20 protein-coding genes are annotated in these 15,645 nt (G+C 60.1%); 8 read left to right on the forward strand and 12 right to left on the reverse strand.

Annotation, left to right across the window (positions count from 1 at the left end):
* Positions 1-34: 34 nt before the first annotated feature.
* Positions 35-247, reverse strand: a complete 213-nt coding sequence (locus tag BXA01_RS00180) for a hypothetical protein (RefSeq protein WP_397427861.1) — start codon at positions 245-247, stop codon at positions 35-37.
* Positions 248-522: 275 nt separating this feature from the next.
* The gene (locus BXA01_RS27045; protein ID WP_172833992.1) at positions 523-732 is read right to left on the reverse strand and encodes a hypothetical protein; all 210 of its coding nucleotides are present in this window, start codon (positions 730-732) and stop codon (positions 523-525) included.
* Here BXA01_RS27045 and BXA01_RS00185 point away from each other — a divergent pair.
* From BXA01_RS00185 to BXA01_RS00200, 4 genes are all read left to right on the forward strand, one after another.
* A complete protein-coding gene (locus BXA01_RS00185; RefSeq protein ID WP_039763128.1) occupies positions 706-1,176 on the forward strand; it encodes a hypothetical protein in 471 nt (156 codons plus the stop codon). The genes BXA01_RS27045 and BXA01_RS00185 overlap by 27 nt on opposite strands.
* Complete coding sequence (locus BXA01_RS00190) at positions 1,173-1,370, forward strand: hypothetical protein (protein WP_076562405.1); 198 nt, start codon at positions 1,173-1,175, stop codon at positions 1,368-1,370. Before BXA01_RS00185 ends, BXA01_RS00190 begins: the two co-directional genes overlap by 4 nt.
* Before the next feature lie 125 nt (positions 1,371-1,495).
* The gene (locus BXA01_RS00195) at positions 1,496-2,512 is read left to right on the forward strand and encodes an ABC transporter substrate-binding protein (RefSeq protein ID WP_076562406.1); all 1,017 of its coding nucleotides are present in this window, start codon (positions 1,496-1,498) and stop codon (positions 2,510-2,512) included.
* A gap of 92 nt (positions 2,513-2,604) precedes the next feature.
* Positions 2,605-3,045: a DUF3995 domain-containing protein gene (locus BXA01_RS00200; protein WP_076562407.1), complete on the forward strand. Its 441-nt coding sequence runs from the start codon at positions 2,605-2,607 to the stop codon at positions 3,043-3,045.
* 113 nt (positions 3,046-3,158) lie between these two features.
* Here BXA01_RS00200 and BXA01_RS00205 read toward each other — a convergent pair whose 3' ends face one another.
* The 7 genes from BXA01_RS00205 to BXA01_RS00235 form a co-directional block, all read right to left on the reverse strand.
* Positions 3,159-3,521 carry a Na+/H+ antiporter subunit G gene (locus tag BXA01_RS00205; RefSeq protein WP_076562408.1) on the reverse strand — a complete coding sequence of 121 codons (363 nt, stop codon included), beginning with the start codon at positions 3,519-3,521 and terminating at the stop codon, positions 3,159-3,161.
* Positions 3,518-3,796, reverse strand: coding sequence for a K+/H+ antiporter subunit F (locus BXA01_RS00210; protein ID WP_016775085.1), 279 nt, complete (start codon positions 3,794-3,796; stop codon positions 3,518-3,520). Before BXA01_RS00210 ends, BXA01_RS00205 begins: the two co-directional genes overlap by 4 nt.
* Positions 3,793-4,281, reverse strand: a complete 489-nt coding sequence (locus BXA01_RS00215) for a Na+/H+ antiporter subunit E (RefSeq protein ID WP_076562410.1) — start codon at positions 4,279-4,281, stop codon at positions 3,793-3,795. Before BXA01_RS00215 ends, BXA01_RS00210 begins: the two co-directional genes overlap by 4 nt.
* Entirely contained in the window at positions 4,278-5,957 is a 1,680-nt protein-coding gene (locus tag BXA01_RS00220; RefSeq protein ID WP_041480805.1) for a monovalent cation/H+ antiporter subunit D, read from the reverse strand. Before BXA01_RS00220 ends, BXA01_RS00215 begins: the two co-directional genes overlap by 4 nt.
* Entirely contained in the window at positions 5,954-6,298 is a 345-nt protein-coding gene (locus tag BXA01_RS00225) for a Na+/H+ antiporter subunit C (protein ID WP_076562412.1), read from the reverse strand. The genes BXA01_RS00220 and BXA01_RS00225 overlap by 4 nt, the downstream gene beginning before the upstream one ends.
* The gene (locus tag BXA01_RS00230) at positions 6,298-9,222 is read right to left on the reverse strand and encodes a monovalent cation/H+ antiporter subunit A (protein ID WP_076562414.1); all 2,925 of its coding nucleotides are present in this window, start codon (positions 9,220-9,222) and stop codon (positions 6,298-6,300) included. Before BXA01_RS00230 ends, BXA01_RS00225 begins: the two co-directional genes overlap by 1 nt.
* 237 nt (positions 9,223-9,459) lie before the next feature.
* Positions 9,460-10,392: a DMT family transporter gene (locus BXA01_RS00235; RefSeq protein WP_076562416.1), complete on the reverse strand. Its 933-nt coding sequence runs from the start codon at positions 10,390-10,392 to the stop codon at positions 9,460-9,462.
* 88 nt (positions 10,393-10,480) lie between these two features.
* Between BXA01_RS00235 and BXA01_RS00240 the strand changes: the two genes are divergently transcribed.
* Positions 10,481-11,044 carry a helix-turn-helix domain-containing protein gene (locus BXA01_RS00240; RefSeq protein ID WP_076562418.1) on the forward strand — a complete coding sequence of 188 codons (564 nt, stop codon included), beginning with the start codon at positions 10,481-10,483 and terminating at the stop codon, positions 11,042-11,044.
* Complete coding sequence (locus tag BXA01_RS00245) at positions 11,045-12,448, forward strand: FAD/NAD(P)-binding protein (protein ID WP_076562420.1); 1,404 nt, start codon at positions 11,045-11,047, stop codon at positions 12,446-12,448. It begins immediately after the preceding gene.
* 66 nt (positions 12,449-12,514) lie between these two features.
* On the opposite strand, the gene ppnN is transcribed toward BXA01_RS00245, so the two are convergent.
* Positions 12,515-13,888, reverse strand: a complete 1,374-nt coding sequence (ppnN, locus tag BXA01_RS00250; RefSeq protein ID WP_073471165.1) for a nucleotide 5'-monophosphate nucleosidase PpnN — start codon at positions 13,886-13,888, stop codon at positions 12,515-12,517.
* Positions 13,889-14,111: 223 nt separating this feature from the next.
* Between ppnN and BXA01_RS00255 the strand changes: the two genes are divergently transcribed.
* The gene (locus BXA01_RS00255) at positions 14,112-14,639 is read left to right on the forward strand and encodes a DUF3087 domain-containing protein (RefSeq protein WP_076562421.1); all 528 of its coding nucleotides are present in this window, start codon (positions 14,112-14,114) and stop codon (positions 14,637-14,639) included.
* On the opposite strand, the gene BXA01_RS00260 is transcribed toward BXA01_RS00255, so the two are convergent.
* Positions 14,636-15,022, reverse strand: coding sequence for a DUF2784 domain-containing protein (locus tag BXA01_RS00260; protein ID WP_041480792.1), 387 nt, complete (start codon positions 15,020-15,022; stop codon positions 14,636-14,638). The genes BXA01_RS00255 and BXA01_RS00260 overlap by 4 nt on opposite strands.
* Before the next feature lie 129 nt (positions 15,023-15,151).
* Here BXA01_RS00260 and BXA01_RS27050 point away from each other — a divergent pair, with 129 nt between their 5' ends.
* Complete coding sequence (locus BXA01_RS27050; protein WP_164488351.1) at positions 15,152-15,295, forward strand: hypothetical protein; 144 nt, start codon at positions 15,152-15,154, stop codon at positions 15,293-15,295.
* 44 nt (positions 15,296-15,339) lie between these two features.
* Here BXA01_RS27050 and BXA01_RS00265 read toward each other — a convergent pair whose 3' ends face one another.
* Positions 15,340-15,612, reverse strand: a complete 273-nt coding sequence (locus BXA01_RS00265; protein WP_016775076.1) for a hypothetical protein — start codon at positions 15,610-15,612, stop codon at positions 15,340-15,342.
* Positions 15,613-15,645 lie beyond the last annotated feature (33 nt).

The raw sequence follows: 15,645 nt of genomic DNA on the forward strand, positions 1-15,645 counted from the left end.
GGTGCCGGTGCGGCTTGTTCGTTCACTCCCCTTATCAGAGGCAGGCGCTGGCGTGGAGTTCGATTTTTGATTCAAGCGAGCGGGCAAGGGCGCAGGCTTCGTTGTGATTGCCGCGGAAACCTCTGACGCGTCCCGTGGATATCTCCTTGATGTGAAAGAACGCAATACCTGCCGGCACCACTTGAAAGTGCGGGGTTCGATGATTGTTAGAAGATGTCGGAAGGTTGTCGAGGTCGGCAACCTTCATCGTCAGAGGTGTGTTGATTCGCGCGTCGGCCGACGTGGCAAAATGAGTCAAAGTGCACATATGAAGTCCTTTTCATCAGTCGGCCGGGATTTAACGGCCGTTGCGGGTAGTCGTAATGAGCATCGCTGCTCTAGAATCGCCAGTACCTGTTGACGACCGGGCTTATCTAAAGCAATTTTTCGCCAGCGATATGTCGGAAAAGTGCTTTTTTTCGTGAGAAATTTCCCTGAAGTTCGTAGTCAGATTTTGCTCTGTCGCGCTTGATGCTTTTTCCTTCAAGGTTTGCCGACTTCAGAGCGGGTTTCACTAATGACAATCCAGTAGTCTACGAACCTCGCGATCAAGAATGCTTCGCTCGCTTCGGGTTTTTGAGTGATTTTGCAGTTTTCATCGGCCTGGCCGTTTCTTTGCCGTGGGCGTTTTTCGCTGCGCGGTTTTTCAAATGTGGGGATGTTTCTTTGGCAGTCAGTAACCTCGATATGCATGCTTTGTTCGTGCTGGGTGATTTGCGTGCAAAGCTGGTCAAGCAATTCCAATCACGTTTTGTTTACATCACCGAGCAAAACGCCGAAGGCATTTACATCGCCGAAATCGACACCGAAAGTGCATTGGTAGTCGATGACAAACCGGGGCTCAAACTCAAGGTTGGCGACCATTTCATCGCGTCAGTTTTGCCCAGCCGTGAAGGCGGCAAGATGGACATTCGTTTTCGCGACATCAAACTGACGGTCTACGGCCTGGGCGATTACGCCTTTGTCAGCACGGCCGACGGGCACGCGATCCTGTTCAAGGAAGGCCATAGCGTCGTCACCGTGTTCGCCGCCAATGAGCAGCTGCAGGAAGGTCTGACCAAAACCCTCAAAGCCGTCACTGCCAAAGCCGCCAAATGGCGCAAGGGTGAACTGGTGACCTTCAAGGCCAGCGAGTGAAGCGCGCGGATTTCCATGCGCAAAATCTCGACAGCGCACGCGAAGAAGCTCAGCGCTTGTTCGCCCGCAAGGCCGAACTGCAAGGTGCCTGGCTGAGTTGGGTAGCGTCGCAGCTCTATGCATTGCAACCGGCAGCTTACGCCAGCATGGTCAGACGTGAGCTGCAAAGCCTGCAGGAAAAGTCTGAAACGTAACACCGCGCGCAGCAGACCCCGGAAAAAGCAGGAACCTCGGCTAAAGTCAGTTGACTGAGTCATTCAGAGGCTTGCGTTTCTGTCAGGCCAACTGCCATTGCTGTGAACAGCATGAGGTGTGATGCATGAACGGATTTCGACGGTTACTGGCCGCCAGCGTGGCCACCTTTGGTTTGCTGACGTCAGCGCAATCGCTGCAGGCGGCTCAGGCGCCTATCCACTTTGCTGACCTGAACTGGGAAAGCGGCAGCCTGATCACCGAGGTGCTGCGGGTGATCGTCGAGAAAGGCTACGGCTTGCCGACCGATACCTTGCCGGGTACCACCATTACCCTTGAGACCGCGCTGGCCAACAATGACATCCAGGTGATTGGCGAGGAGTGGGCCGGGCGCAGTCCGGTCTGGGTCAAGGCCGAAGCCGAGGGCAAGGTCGTCGGTCTGGGCGATACGGTAAAGGGCGCCACTGAAGGCTGGTGGGTGCCGGAATACGTGATCAAGGGCGACCCGGCCAAAGGCATCAAGCCGCTGGCGCCGGATCTGCGCAGTGTCACTGATCTGAAGAAATACAAGGACGTGTTCAAAGACCCGGAAAGCCCAGGCAAAGGGCGTTTCCTCAACAGCCCGATCGGCTGGACTTCGGAAGTGGTCAACAAGCAGAAGCTCACGGCGTATGGCTTGCAGGACGACTACACCAACTTCCGCAGCGGTTCCGGCGCTGCGCTGGATGCCGAGATCAGCTCTTCGATTCGTCGCGGCAAACCGGTGTTGTTCTATTACTGGTCGCCGACGCCACTGCTTGGCAAATTCAAACTGGTGCAACTGGAAGAGCCGCCGTTCGATGCCGAGGCGTGGAAGACGCTGACCGACGCCGATAATCCCAATCCGAAACCAACCCGCTCGCTGGCATCGAAGCTGTCGATTGGCGTGTCTACGCCGTTTCAAAAGCAGAACCCGCAAATTGCCGAGTTCTTCAGCAAGGTCGATTTTCCCATCGAGCCGCTGAATAAAGCACTGGCGGATATGAGTGACAAGCACACCGCGCCTCGTGAGGCGGCGGTCGCGTTCATGAAAGCGCATCCAGACGTGTGGCAGGCCTGGTTACCCAAGGATGTGGCTGACAAGGTGACGGCTGATCTGAAATAACGCGGTCAACGCAGCGTACCGCCGACCGGTCGTGCAGGGGCAAAAAATCCGACTACGATGGTTTGTTCAAATCCCTTTGAAGGATTTCAACCATGACCTTTGTGTTGGCTCAATGGCTGGTGACTGTGTTTGCGGCAATCGGCCTGATGCACGTGTATTGGGCGTTGGGTGGGCAATGGGCGGCTGCGGTGGTGGTGCCGCAAGTGCCGGTGTCGGGCTTCGTGGCCTCGGTACGCCCGGCCTTCAAGCCCTCAGGCTGGCTGACGCTGGCAGTCGCCGCTGCGCTGCTGGTCATTGCGGCGCTGGTTTGTATGCGGGTCGGCTGGGGCATGCCGGCGGTGCAGCACAAGGCACTGCAATGGGTGATCAGCGCGATCGCGTTGCTGATGTTCGCTCGGGCGATCGGTGATTCGAATCTGGTCGGGTTCTTCAAGGAAGTGAAGGATTCGCGATTTGCGCGGCTGGATACCTGGGTGTATTCGCCGTTGTGTGCGCTGCTGGGGGCGGGGTTGTTGGCGGTGGCTTGGGTTTGAGCTGATGCGGAATTTGCGACGACCCGACTGGCTCTACGCGAGCAGGCTCGCTCCCACATGGGAGAGCGCATTCCTGGTGTAGCGATGGCGCCATCATAGGCGCCACAAAATCATCAGCTACCACTTTCAGTCTGACGACTGCTCACCTCAGCCGGCACATCATCCCCGGCCATCCGCTTGCGGAACAACGCCGCCCGCGCCAGCAGCAGGGTGGTCACTGGCACGGTGATCGCCAACAGAATCGGAATCAGCCAGGCATGCACCACTGGCCCGGACTTCAGCGCTGAGAAGCAAATGATCGACGCCAGTGCCACACACCAGGCACCGATTGTCGACGCCAGAGCTGGCGGATGCATGCGCTGGAAGTAATCCTTCATGCGCAGCAATCCGGTCGCGCCCAGCAGGGTAAACACGCCGCTGAGCACCAGCAGCACCGCTACCGGAATCTCGACCCACAAAGACAATTCGGCATTCATTCGATCACCTCGCCACGCAGCAGGAATTTCGCCAGGGCAAACGAGCCGACGAAGCCGAACAGCGCAATCAACAGCGCCGCTTCAAAGTAGGTATCACTGGCGTAACGAATGCCCAGGGTCAGCATCATCAGCATGGCGACGATGTACAGGTAATCCAGCGCCAGTACCCGATCCTGCGCTGACGGGCCTTTGAACAGGCGCACCAGGGTTAGCGCCATTGCTACGCAGTACAGAAACAGCGTCAGCAGAATCGCATTCGACAGCAATGGGCTCATTCGAAAATCTCCATCAACGGTCGCTCGTAGGTGCTTTTGAAGTGCTCGATGAACTGCGCTTCGTCGTGCAGATCCCAGACATGCAGCAACAGGACGCTGCGGTCCAGCGCCAGCTCCGACCATACGGTCCCGGGGACTACGGTGCAGATCATCGCCAGTGCCGCCAGACCATGAGCATCACGCAGATCGAGCGGTACCTTGATAAAGCATGAGTTGGGCGGGCGCCGTCCGGCGTTGAGTACGCCCCAGGCGACGATCAGGTTGGACATGATCACGTCACGACCGACCGAGAGAAACAGGCGCAGCACGGCCATCGGATTACGAATACGCGCACGTTTTGGCCGCAGTTTGCGCATCATCAGCGGCGCGGCGAAACCCAGCGCGGCACCGAGCAGCAGATTGCCCGGGCTGACGGACAGGTTCAGGGTCAGCCACAAGACCCACAGTGCCAGCGATAACCACGGAGCCGGAAACAGTCGATTCATGGCTGCACCTCGAGCATGTCGGCTCTGGCTTGCGGACTCGGCACCGCACGTGTACCGAGAACTGCGAGCACATATTGCTGCGGATTGTTCAGCGCATCGGCCGTAGCCTGGGTGTAGCGCAACAGCGGTTCAGCCTTGAACGTCAGGACAATGCTCAGCCCGAGCAGCAGAAATATCGGCGCGCATTCGAGTTTGCGCAGCAGTGGTGACGGGCGCTCCTCCGGCGTCCAGAAGCGCTGGATACCCAGGCGAGAGAAGGCCATAAGGGACGCCAGTCCGGTCAGGATCAACAGGGCCAGCAATCCCCATGCGCCGGGAGGCAGCGGCGCCGCAGTGCCAAGTCCCAACGGGTTGAGCAATGCCCCGATCAGGCTGAGCTTGCCGATAAATCCGGAGAGCGGTGGCATGCCGATAATCAACAGCGCGCAGGCAATGAAGCTCAAACCGAGAAAGGCCATGGTCCACGGGATGACCTGACCGACCACGGCTTTCTGTTCGTCGTCGAGGTTGATGCCTTTGGGCGGTTGCAGCGATTCCTGCGGGCGCGGAAGCAGTTCGCTTTCGTCCTCGAGGGGAATCTCGTTGGCCGAGCGCGAGCGCTCGATCAGTTCGGCGAGCATGAACAATGCGCTCAGCGCCAGGGTCGAGCTGACCAGATAAAACAGCGCAGCGCCGATCAGGTTCGGCTGGGCGAAGCCGATCGCCGAGAGCAGGATGCCCGCCGACACCAGAATGCTCAGGCTGGCCATGCGCTCCAGGCGTTGCGCGGCGATAATCGCCAGCCCTGCGCAAGCCATGGTCGCCATGCCGCCGTAGATGAGCCAGTCGCCGCCGAAGAATGCCGAGGCGCCGGCCTGACCGGAAAACAACAGGGTCCACAAGCGCAGCAGGGTGTAGACGCCGACCTTGGTCATGATCGCAAACATCGCCGCCACCGGCGCGCTGGCCGAGGAATAGGCCGGCACCAGCCAGAAATTCAGCGGCCACATGCCAGCCTTGGCCAGAAACGCTACCGCAAGAATTCCCGCGCCAGCATGCAGCAGGCCACGATCGGCTTCCGGCACCAGCGGGATCTTCATCGCCAGATCGGCCATGTTCAGCGTGCCGGTCACCCCGTAGATCAACGCAGCGCCGATCAAAAACAGTGACGATGCCAGCAGGTTGATCGAAATGTAATGCAACCCCGACGACACCCGTGCCCGGCCCGAGCCGTGCAGCAATAAACCGTAAGACGCGGCGAGCAACACTTCGAAGAACACGAACAGGTTGAACAGATCCGCGGTCAGGAACGCGCCATACAGGCCCATCAGCTGGATCTGGAACAGAGCGTGAAAGCTTGAGCCGGCGCCGTCCCAGCGGGCCATGGCAAACAGCAGGGCGCTGACGCCGATAACGCCGGTCAGCACCAGCATCAGTGCCGACAGGCGATCAACCACCAGAACGATGCCAAACGGTGCCTGCCAGTTGCCCGGCAGGTACACGCCGATGGAGCCGGGCACCCCGGTGGTCTGCGTCCATTGCAGCAGCATCACTGAAATAAACAGGCCGAGGAGGCTGGAGAACAGATTGATTTTCGCCTTCAGCGGCCGATGCTTCTCGCCCAGCATCAGCATGATCGCGGCGGTCAGCAGCGGCAGCAGGATCGGTGCGGCGATCAGGTGAGTCATCGCCATCATTCTTTAGGCTCCCGGCCGTCGACGTGGTCGGTGCCGGTCAGGCCGCGCGAGGCGAGCAATACGACGAGGAACAGCGCGGTCATGGCGAAGCTGATGACGATCGCCGTCAGTACCAGCGCCTGGGGCAGCGGGTCGGTGTAATGCAGCAGATCCTGGGTCACGCCGTCCTTGATCACCGGTTCCTTGCCGATGAACAGGCTGCCCATGCTGAAAATGAACAGGTTGACTGCATATGACAGCAGGCACAGGCCCGTGACCACCTGAAAGGTTCGCGGCCGCAGGATCAGCCAGACCCCGGAGGCGGCGAGAATGCCGATGGCGATTGCGATGACTTCTTCCATCAGACGGCTCCTTTGCTGGCGACTGACTTGGGCAGCGAGGCCGTCTTGTGGCCGCGCACCGATTGGTGGGCGAGGGCGGTGAGAATCAGCAGCGTCGACCCGACCACCACGGCGTACACGCCGATGTCGAAGAACAGCGCACTGGCGACATGGATATCGCCCAGCAACGGCACGCTGATGTGCCAGGTATGAGTGGTGAGGAACGGATAGCCGACCAGCATCGCACCAAGACCGGTGGCGGTGGCGAACAGCAGACCGGTGCCCATCCAGCGCAATGGGCGCAGGCTCATTTGCGCCTCGACCCACTGCGTGCCGGCAACCATGTATTGCAGGATAAAGGCCACCGACATCACCAGCCCGGCGACAAAACCGCCGCCCGGCTGATTGTGCCCACGCATGAACAGATAGAACGACACCACCAGTGCGACAGGCAGCAGCAGGCGCACCAGCACTGCCGGCACCATCATGAAGCCGAGCGCGGTGTCGCTGGCCGAGCGCGGGTTGACCAGATCGGTGACCACGTCCGGTGCCAGCAGACGTTGCTGCGCCGGCAATTGCAGGCTTTCTTTCGGCGGGCGGAAGCGGCGCAGCAGGGCGAACACGGTGAGCGCCACGGCGACCAGCACGGTGATTTCGCCGAGGGTGTCGAAGCCACGGAAGTCCACCAGCATCACGTTGACCACGTTGCTGCCGCCGCCCTCGGGCAGCGCACGGCTGAGGTAGAAAGAGGAAATATGGTTGGGCGTCTGCCGGGTGAGCATGGCGTAGGACAACAGCGCCATCCCCGCACCGACCGCAATCGACAGCAGCAAGTCGCGCAGACGACGGATACGCGCCTTGCGCAGGCTGCCTGGCAGTGGTGAGACTTCTTCGATGCGGCGCGGCAACCAGCGCAGGCCAAGCAGGATCAACACCGTGGTCACCACTTCGACCGCCAGTTGTGTCAGCGCCAGATCCGGCGCCGAGAACCAGACAAAGGTCACGCAGGTCATCAGGCCACAGACGCTGACCATGGTCAGGGCGGCGAGACGGTGATATTTGGCCTGCCAGGCAGCGCCGAGCGCACAGGCGATCGCCAGCAGCCACAGGGTCACGAAGACGATGGACCCGGGAATTTTCGGCCGGTCGCCCCAGGTCAGCGTGCTGTGCAGCATCGGGATCAGACCGGCGAGCACGGCGGCCGAAACCATCAGGAACAGCTGCATCTGCAAACGCTTGGTGCCCAGGCGCCGCTCGACGCGCCGGGCGATGCGCATCATCACGACCAGACTGCGCTCGAACAAACGCTTGCCGTTGAAGCGCCCCACCAGCGGCGGATACTTGAAATGGCCGAGCTTGAACTGCTTGCGCAGTAGCAGATAGAGGATGATGCCGCCGGACATGGCGATCAGGCTCATGATCATCGGTGCGTTCAAACCGTGCCAAATGGCCAGGCTGTATTCCGGCAACTCACCACCGACCACCGGCAGTGCCGCAGCGGCGAGCAGTGGCCCGACGATCTGCGCCGGGAAAATCCCCACCAGCAGACAGGTGAAGACCAGCAACTCGACCGGGGCGCGCATCCAGCGCGGCGGCTCGTGCGGCGTGTGTGGCAGGTCATTGGCGGTGGGGCCGAAGAACACGTCGACGGTGAAACGCAGGGAATAGGCAACGCTGAACATGCCGGCGATGGTCGCGACGATTGGCAGACTGGTTTCGACCCACGCAGTGGCGTTGATGAACACGGTTTCGGCGAAGAACATTTCTTTCGACAGGAAACCGTTGAGCAGCGGCACGCCGGCCATTGAGGCACTGGCGACCATGGCCAGTGTTGCCGTATAGGGAATCAGTTTGATCAGACCGCTGAGCTTGCGGATATCACGGGTGCCGCTTTCGTGGTCGATGATGCCGGCGGCCATGAACAGCGAGGCTTTGAACGTCGCGTGATTGAGAATGTGAAACACCGCCGCCACCGCGGCCAGTGAACTATTGAGGCCCAGGAGCAAAGTGATCAGACCGAGATGGCTGATGGTCGAGTAGGCCAGCAAGCCTTTGAGATCGTTCTGGAACATCGCGCAGTACGCGCCAAGCAACAGTGTACAGGCGCCCGCTCCGCTGACGATGTAGAACCATTCCTCACTGCCGGACAGCGACGGCCACAGCCGTGCCAAAAGGAAAACCCCGGCCTTGACCATGGTCGCCGAGTGCAGATAGGCCGAGACGGGCGTCGGTGCCGCCATCGCGTGGGGCAGCCAGAAGTGAAACGGGAATTGCGCGCTTTTGCTCAGGGCGCCGATCAGGATGAGTGGCAAGAGAACAGGGTAGAGGGCATGTGCGCGAATCAGATCGCCGGCGGCCAGGACCTTGTCGAGGTCATAGCTGCCGACGACATGGCCGAGGACCATGACCCCCGCCAGCAGACATAACCCGCCGGCACCGGTGACCATCAGCGCCATATAAGCCCCGCGCCGCGCATCGGCGCGGTGGTGCCAGTAGCCGATCAGCAGAAACGAAAAGAGGCTGGTCAATTCCCAGAAGAACACGATCTGAATCAGGTTGCCGGAGATCACCAGCCCGAGCATGGCGCCCATGAACGCCAGGAAAAATGCGAAAAAACGCGGCACCGGATCGTCCGGCGACATGTAATAACGGGCATATAAGGAGACAAGTGTGCCGATGCCGATGCCGAGCACCAGCATCGAGAACAGCCAGGCGAAGCCGTCCATGCGCAAAATGAAGTTCAGCCCGAGGCTGGGCAACCACATGAATTCTTCGCGGATCACGCCGCCGTGGGCGATTTGCGGGTACAGCATCGCGACCTGAACGGTGCCGATCAAAGCGACCAGACCCGCCAGCAGCGATTCGGCATTGCGCGCATTGTGCGGCAGCACCGCTGCCAGACAGCTGCCGATGAACGGCAGAAGCAGTAGAACTATCAGGGACATAGGCTTCTAATCTGCGGAAGTTTGTGAAGCATCATACGTGCCAGCTCCCTGATCACCAAACGCGAGGATGTCTCAGAATCCTACAAAGTAGTCTGGAATTTTGTGTTTGGCGTTGTTTCAGGGCAACGAAGGTGCGGCGCCTTCGCGAGCAGACTCGCTCCCATACTGGAATGCATTTCAAAAGGTGGAAGCGAGCTTGCTCGCGAAAGCATGGGTGCAGCCAGAAAAGAATGCGGGTCACGCCTGCGTTTCCCGCTCCAGTTCAGCTTCTGCCTCGGTGGACCTTCCCTTGGTCTTCAACTCACTGACTATCACCGCCGCCACAATCAGCCCGGCCCCAACCAGCGCAATTGCTGGCAAGCGCTCCCCGGCAATCCGCCCGACAATCCCGGCCCACACCGGTTCACCGGCATAGATCAACGTCGCCCGAGTCGGCGAAACGCTCTTCTGCGCCCAGTTCATAGCCACCTGAATCGCCGCACTTGCTGCGCCCAGACCCAGAGCGGTCACCAGCAACAACCAGGAAAATTCCGGAATCACTTCACCGGTCGGGACCACCAGCAAGAACGACAACACCGCCGTCACCGCCAGTTGCACCACCGTCACCCGCCGCACATCAACCTGTCCGGCGAATGTGCTGATCAAAATGATCTCGGCCGCAATCGCAACGGCGCTGATCAATGTCGCGATTTCTCCGGGACTGAAATTCAACGCCGCCCCCGAGGGGCCGGACAATAGCATCAGTCCGGCAAACGCCAGCATGATCCCGATACTTGGCATCAACCCCGGACGCCGTCCCAGAACCAGCCATTGCAGCAGCGGCACAAACGGTACATATAGCGCGGTAATGAACGCCGACTGACTGCTCGGAATACTTTGCAATCCGACCGTCTGCAGGCCGTAACCGAGCATGATCGCCACGCCGATGAACGACCCGGCCTTCACTTCGAACAAGGTCAGTTCGCGCAGATGACGCCAGGAGAACATCGCCACGATCGCCGCCGCGGCGGCAAAGCGCAGGCCGACAAAAAACATCGGGCCGCTGACCGTCATGGCATGTTGCACAATCAGAAACGTGCCGCCCCAGATCATGGTGATCAGCACCAGCACGCACTCGGCTTTGCTGAAGCGGGAAAAGCGGATTCGGGACGCAGAATTGTTTGGCGACATCGTGACCTTGCGCACATTAAAAGGGAGGCCGCACAATGCCGCCAACGTTGCGCAGTATACTGCCCAACCCCACCGAGTGAGCAATATAGTGCACAAAGATTCGACTCAGCGAGCCTCCGTCCTGCAACACGTCAGCCAGAACGTTCGACGCCTGCGCCATGCGGCGGATATGAGCCAGACCGCACTGGCGGAAAAGTCCGGGGTCAGCCGACGGATGCTGGTGGCGATCGAGGCGGGGGAAAAGAATGTCAGCCTGACCACGCTTGATCGCGTCGCCGAAGCGCTCGACGTTGCGTTCAGTGATCTGATCCAGGCGCACGATGCGCGCGACCCGAGCCGTATCAACGAGGTTGCCTGGGCTGGCACGATTGCGGGCAGCAGGGCCGTGCTGCTGTCCAAAGCCACCGCGAGCCGCGAAGTCGAGCAATGGGAGTGGTGCCTGCAACCGGGCGAGGTCTACCCGTCGCAACCGGATGCCGATGGCTGGAGCGAGCAGATCTACGTATTTGAGGGTTGCCTGACGCTGATGCTCGGCGATCAGCCGCAGTACATCAACAAAGGAGAGTTTTTCATGTTCGCCAGCAATCAACCGCATGCCTACCGCAACGATGGCGATGTGGCTGCGCGGTTCGTGCGTAATGTGGTGATCTGAATGGAGCAGCCTGCGGACATTCTGATCATCGGCGGCGGCCTCAGCGGCACGATCCTGGCAGTGCAATTGCTCCGGTTGCCGGGGCAACGAAAGATTCTCATCATCGAGCCTCGCGCTGAACTGGGACGTGGTGAGGCTTACAGCGCAGTCGAGTTGGGACATACGCTGAACGGCAACGCGGCGCGGATGAGCGTCGACCCGGATAATCCTGATGATCTGACGCAGTGGCTGACAGTGCATATTGCCGGCGGCGGCTGGCCGGAATCTGCCGAGCAGGACGTGCCGGTCAGTGAGCTGTTTCCGCCGCGCGGCCTGTTCGGGGTCTATGTGCAACAGCGTCTGACTGAGGCCCGGGCGGTGGGCGCGCTGCAAGGTTCGACCGTTGAACATATTTGTGCTGAAGCCGTCGACCTTCAAGTTAATGCTGGTTCAGTGCAGCTCACCTTGAGCGATGGCCAGACTCTGCGTGGATCGCTGGCAGTGCTGGCCACCGGCATGTTTCCCGCCGCCCGCACGCCGCAGACGCAATCCAGTGGCCTTAATGCCGCCGCGCTCGATCCCTGGGATGTGGCGGCCATGCGCGAACTCGACCCGCAGTCCACCGTGCTGATCATCGGCTCCGGTCTGACCATGGTCGATGCCGTGGTATCGCTGGAGCAGGCCGGGCATCGCGGGCCGATCGAGGTATTCTCCCGGCATGGCCTGCTCCCGCACGTGCGCCGTCAACCGCCGACCTGGGTGGATTTTCTGGCAGCAGATCACAGCATCCGCACGCCACGCCAGTTGGTGCGCGAATTGCGCCGACATTGTCGCGATGCAATCGACCTAGGCATCGACTGGCAGGCGCCGCTGGATACGGTTCGCGCGCATATCGCGCGGTTGTGGAGTCAGGCAACTGACGTGCAGCGTCGACAATTCGTACGGCATGTGCGGCCATGGTGGGAGAGTCATCACCATCGTTCGCCGCCACTGAGTGCCGAGTTGATCGAACGGCTGCACAAGGAAGGACGCTTGCGCATTCACGCCGCGTCATTCAAGGGCATTGAGCCCGGCGTTGGCGATGCTGTGACCATTCGCATCCGTCCTCGGGGTGAGAATGAAACATCTACTGTGAGTGGTGCGGCGCTGATCAACTCCAGCGGTATTGAATACGACTGGCGGCGAGTCGCACGACCGTTGCCGCAGCAATTGCTGGCGCGGGGGCTGGTGCAGCCGGGGCCGCTGGCGCTGGGGATCACAGCAAATGACGGCGCAGTGGTAGATGCCGAAGGGCAGGTAAGTGCTCGGTTGTTCGCCATGGGCCCGCCGTTGCGCGGGATGTGGTGGGAGAGTACGGCAGTAACGGACGTCGCTGCGCAGGCTAAAGCGTTGGCTCGGCGGTTGGTGGACAGCCCGAAAGATTGATGTGTTCTTTCGGGCTTCTTCGCGAGCAGGCTCGCTCCCACATTGGGTGTGTGTTACGACTTGAAATTACGCGACGACGCGATAGCACGGCACATACGCCGCGCCACCCGGCAACTTCATCCGGTGCTGGGCGACGAAGGCCTTTAGCAGCGCATCAAGCGGCTGCATGATCGCCGCATCGCCACGGATCTGATACGGCCCGTGCTCTTCGATCAGGCGAATGCCCTTGTCCTTGACGTTACCGGCGACGATCCCGGAAAACGCCCGACGCAGATTGGCCGCCAGTTCGTGCGGTGGCTGGTCGCGGTGCAGTTTCAGGTTGGCCATGTTTTCGTGGGTCGGATCGAACGGACGCTGAAAGCCCTCATCGATCTTCAGCAGCCAGTTGAAATGGAACGCATCGTTACGCTCGCGGCGGAACTGCTTCACCGCTTTCAGGCCTTGAGTCATCTGCCGCGCCACTTCGGCCGGGTCGTCGATGATGATCTCGTAATGCTGCTTCGCCGCTTCGCCGAGGGTCGCGATGACGAACGCATCCAGCTGTTCCAGATACGGCGCGGCATGCTTCGGCCCGGTGAGGATGACCGGGAAGGGCAGGCCTGCGTTGTCCGGGTGCATCAGGATGCCGAGCAGGTACAGGAACTCTTCGGCCGTACCGGCGCCGCCCGGGAAAATGATGATGCCGTGGCCAACACGGACGAAGGCTTCCAGACGTTTTTCGATGTCCGGCAGGATCACCAGTTCATTGACGATCGGGTTCGGCGCTTCGGCGGCGATGATGCCTGGCTCGGTCAGGCCGAGGTAGCGACCGCCGTGAATGCGTTGTTTGGCATGGGCAATGGTCGCGCCCTTCATCGGGCCTTTCATCACGCCAGGGCCGCAACCGGTGCAGATGTCGAGGCTGCGCAGTCCCAGTTCGTGGCCGACTTTCTTGGTGTATTTGTATTCTTCGGTGTTGATCGAGTGACCGCCCCAACACACCACGATCTTCGGCTCGACGCCCGGGCGCAGGGTGCGCGCGTTGCGCAGCAGGTGGAATACGTAATCGCTGATGCCTTGGGAATTGCTCAGGTCGATGCGCTGGCTGTCGAGTTCGTTCTCGGTGTAGACGATGTCGCGCAGGGCGCTGAAGAGCATTTCGCGGGTGCTGGCGATCATCTCGCCGTCGACGAACGCGTCGGCCGGAGCGTTCAGCAGCTCCAGGCGTACGCCGCGATCCTGTTGGTGAATACGGATTTCGAAGTCCTTGTAGGCTTCGAGGATGGTCTTGGCATTGTCGACATGCGCGCCGGTGTTGAGGATGGCCAGGGCGCACTGGCGGAAGAGGGTATAAGTGCTGCCGGATCCGGCTTCGCTCAGTTGCTGGACTTCACGTTGAGAAAGGGTTTCCAGACTGCCTTTCGGGCTGACCGAGGCATTGATTACGTGTCGTTGGGTCATGCAGTGATCCTTAAAACGATGTCATCCACAACGCAGCGGATGGCATCCGAATAGTGTGTATCCATGAATGAAGATGGCACGATCTGCGCTATACCGCCATGTCCCCGTTGGACGCTGAAAAGATGAAAAGGAGCCCCAGCATAGCTAAAACCCGGTGCGATGCGATAATGCGCCGGCGAGTTTTTTCCGTTGCGCCTTTCGTCACCCAGGGAAGTCATTTTCGATGTTCGAGATTCAGCCGATAGAGCCCGCTACCTTCCGTCAGCAGACCCGCCGCAGCACGGTCATCATCGCCGTGCTGTTCCTGCTGCTGGCCATGCTGTTTTCGTCGGTTGCGGTGGCAGTGTTCGGTGAACCCGACGGGGATAATCTGCGATTCAACGTGGGCGGCGTATTCGTGGCCTTTCTGCTGACGGCGGCGCTGTTGCGCGGACGTTTCTGGCATCAGACCTGGATGGCCCCGGCGGTGTACAGCTGGCGCCTCAAGCGCAATCTGATGAGCATCACCAATGTCATGCATCAGGTGACAGCGGCAGTGCAGGCCAACGATCCGACGGCGATGAAGGTGTTGCGTTTCTACCACTTGGGACTGCTGCAGATGCATGAGCTGGACGGCAACTCCAGCGATCATGGACAACTGCGTGACGAAGTCGCACAGCACAAGGCGCAGATGCAGGCGCTAGGACTTGATCCTGACCAGCCACGCTTCGATCCGCAGTGGCTGGAAACGTTGAAACCGGCCTCGCGTTAAAACGGAATGCGCCGGGCGCGGCGCAGTTTCCACGAGCGCAGCAGTCGTGCGTACACCAACAGGTTGACCGCCAGCACCACGCTGCCAAGTGCCAGTTGAATCTGTGGCGTCAGACCGGCCGGGTAGATGATCGGCCAGATGTAATGCTCAATGAAACCGCCGGCGTATTCGGTCTGCCCGGCCGCGTGGCGCATCAGGTTTTCCCAGTAGGTCAACGGACAGGTCAGGTGCAGCACCTCGACCGCCACGCCCCAGGCAGCCGCCGGCAGGTGCAGCCACATCAATCGTGGCCAGCGCAGCACCAGCAGCCCGCCGAACAGTACGAACAAGATGAAACACAAGTGAAACAGCACCAGCCCGTCGGCGGCGATTCGGTACAGCATGGCGTCTTCCTGACGTAAGGGGAGATGGCGCTATGGTACGCCGCGCGGGACAAAATGCGTTGGTGAATCTGGGCGCGCAAAAGTGTTCTACCCTTTAACGATCATCAACTGTTCTAAGGTGAGGTGCACATGGCAACTGAGCAAACGCGTGCGGAAGATGATGAGCCAACGGAAGAAGAAATCGAGCAGCAGAAGAGGCAGGAAAAAACCTGGAAGCATGATGACAGCCGCGAGCTGTCGGACCGCGATCAGGAGCGTCCGCTGAAACCTTGAACAATGCATACGAAGAGCCCCGCATCAGCGGGGCTCTTCGCGTTTCAGAGGTCTGCCAGCTGCGTGAAATCCGGGTAGGTCGCGCGATACCCCAACGTTCGATCGATCCACGCATTGAGCTCATTGACCATCACCGGCGGATGGCCGGGATAACCCTCGAGGGTGCTGCGCAGGGTGCGTTCGATATCGGGCACGCTGTGCAGGTTTCGGGTCTTGATGTAATGGCCGATAAAACAGTCGAGTTCCAGGCGTTCTGTCTTGGACAGATGGACACACTTCAGGCCGCTGACCTGTTTGATTGCAAAATCGTCGCTCACTTATTTCTCTGCAAGGCTTGAAAGTTGTTGATG

The organism is Pseudomonas sp. B10, from assembly GCF_900156235.1.
In the GTDB taxonomy this organism is placed as follows: Bacteria; Pseudomonadota; Gammaproteobacteria; order Pseudomonadales; family Pseudomonadaceae; genus Aquipseudomonas; species Aquipseudomonas siliginis.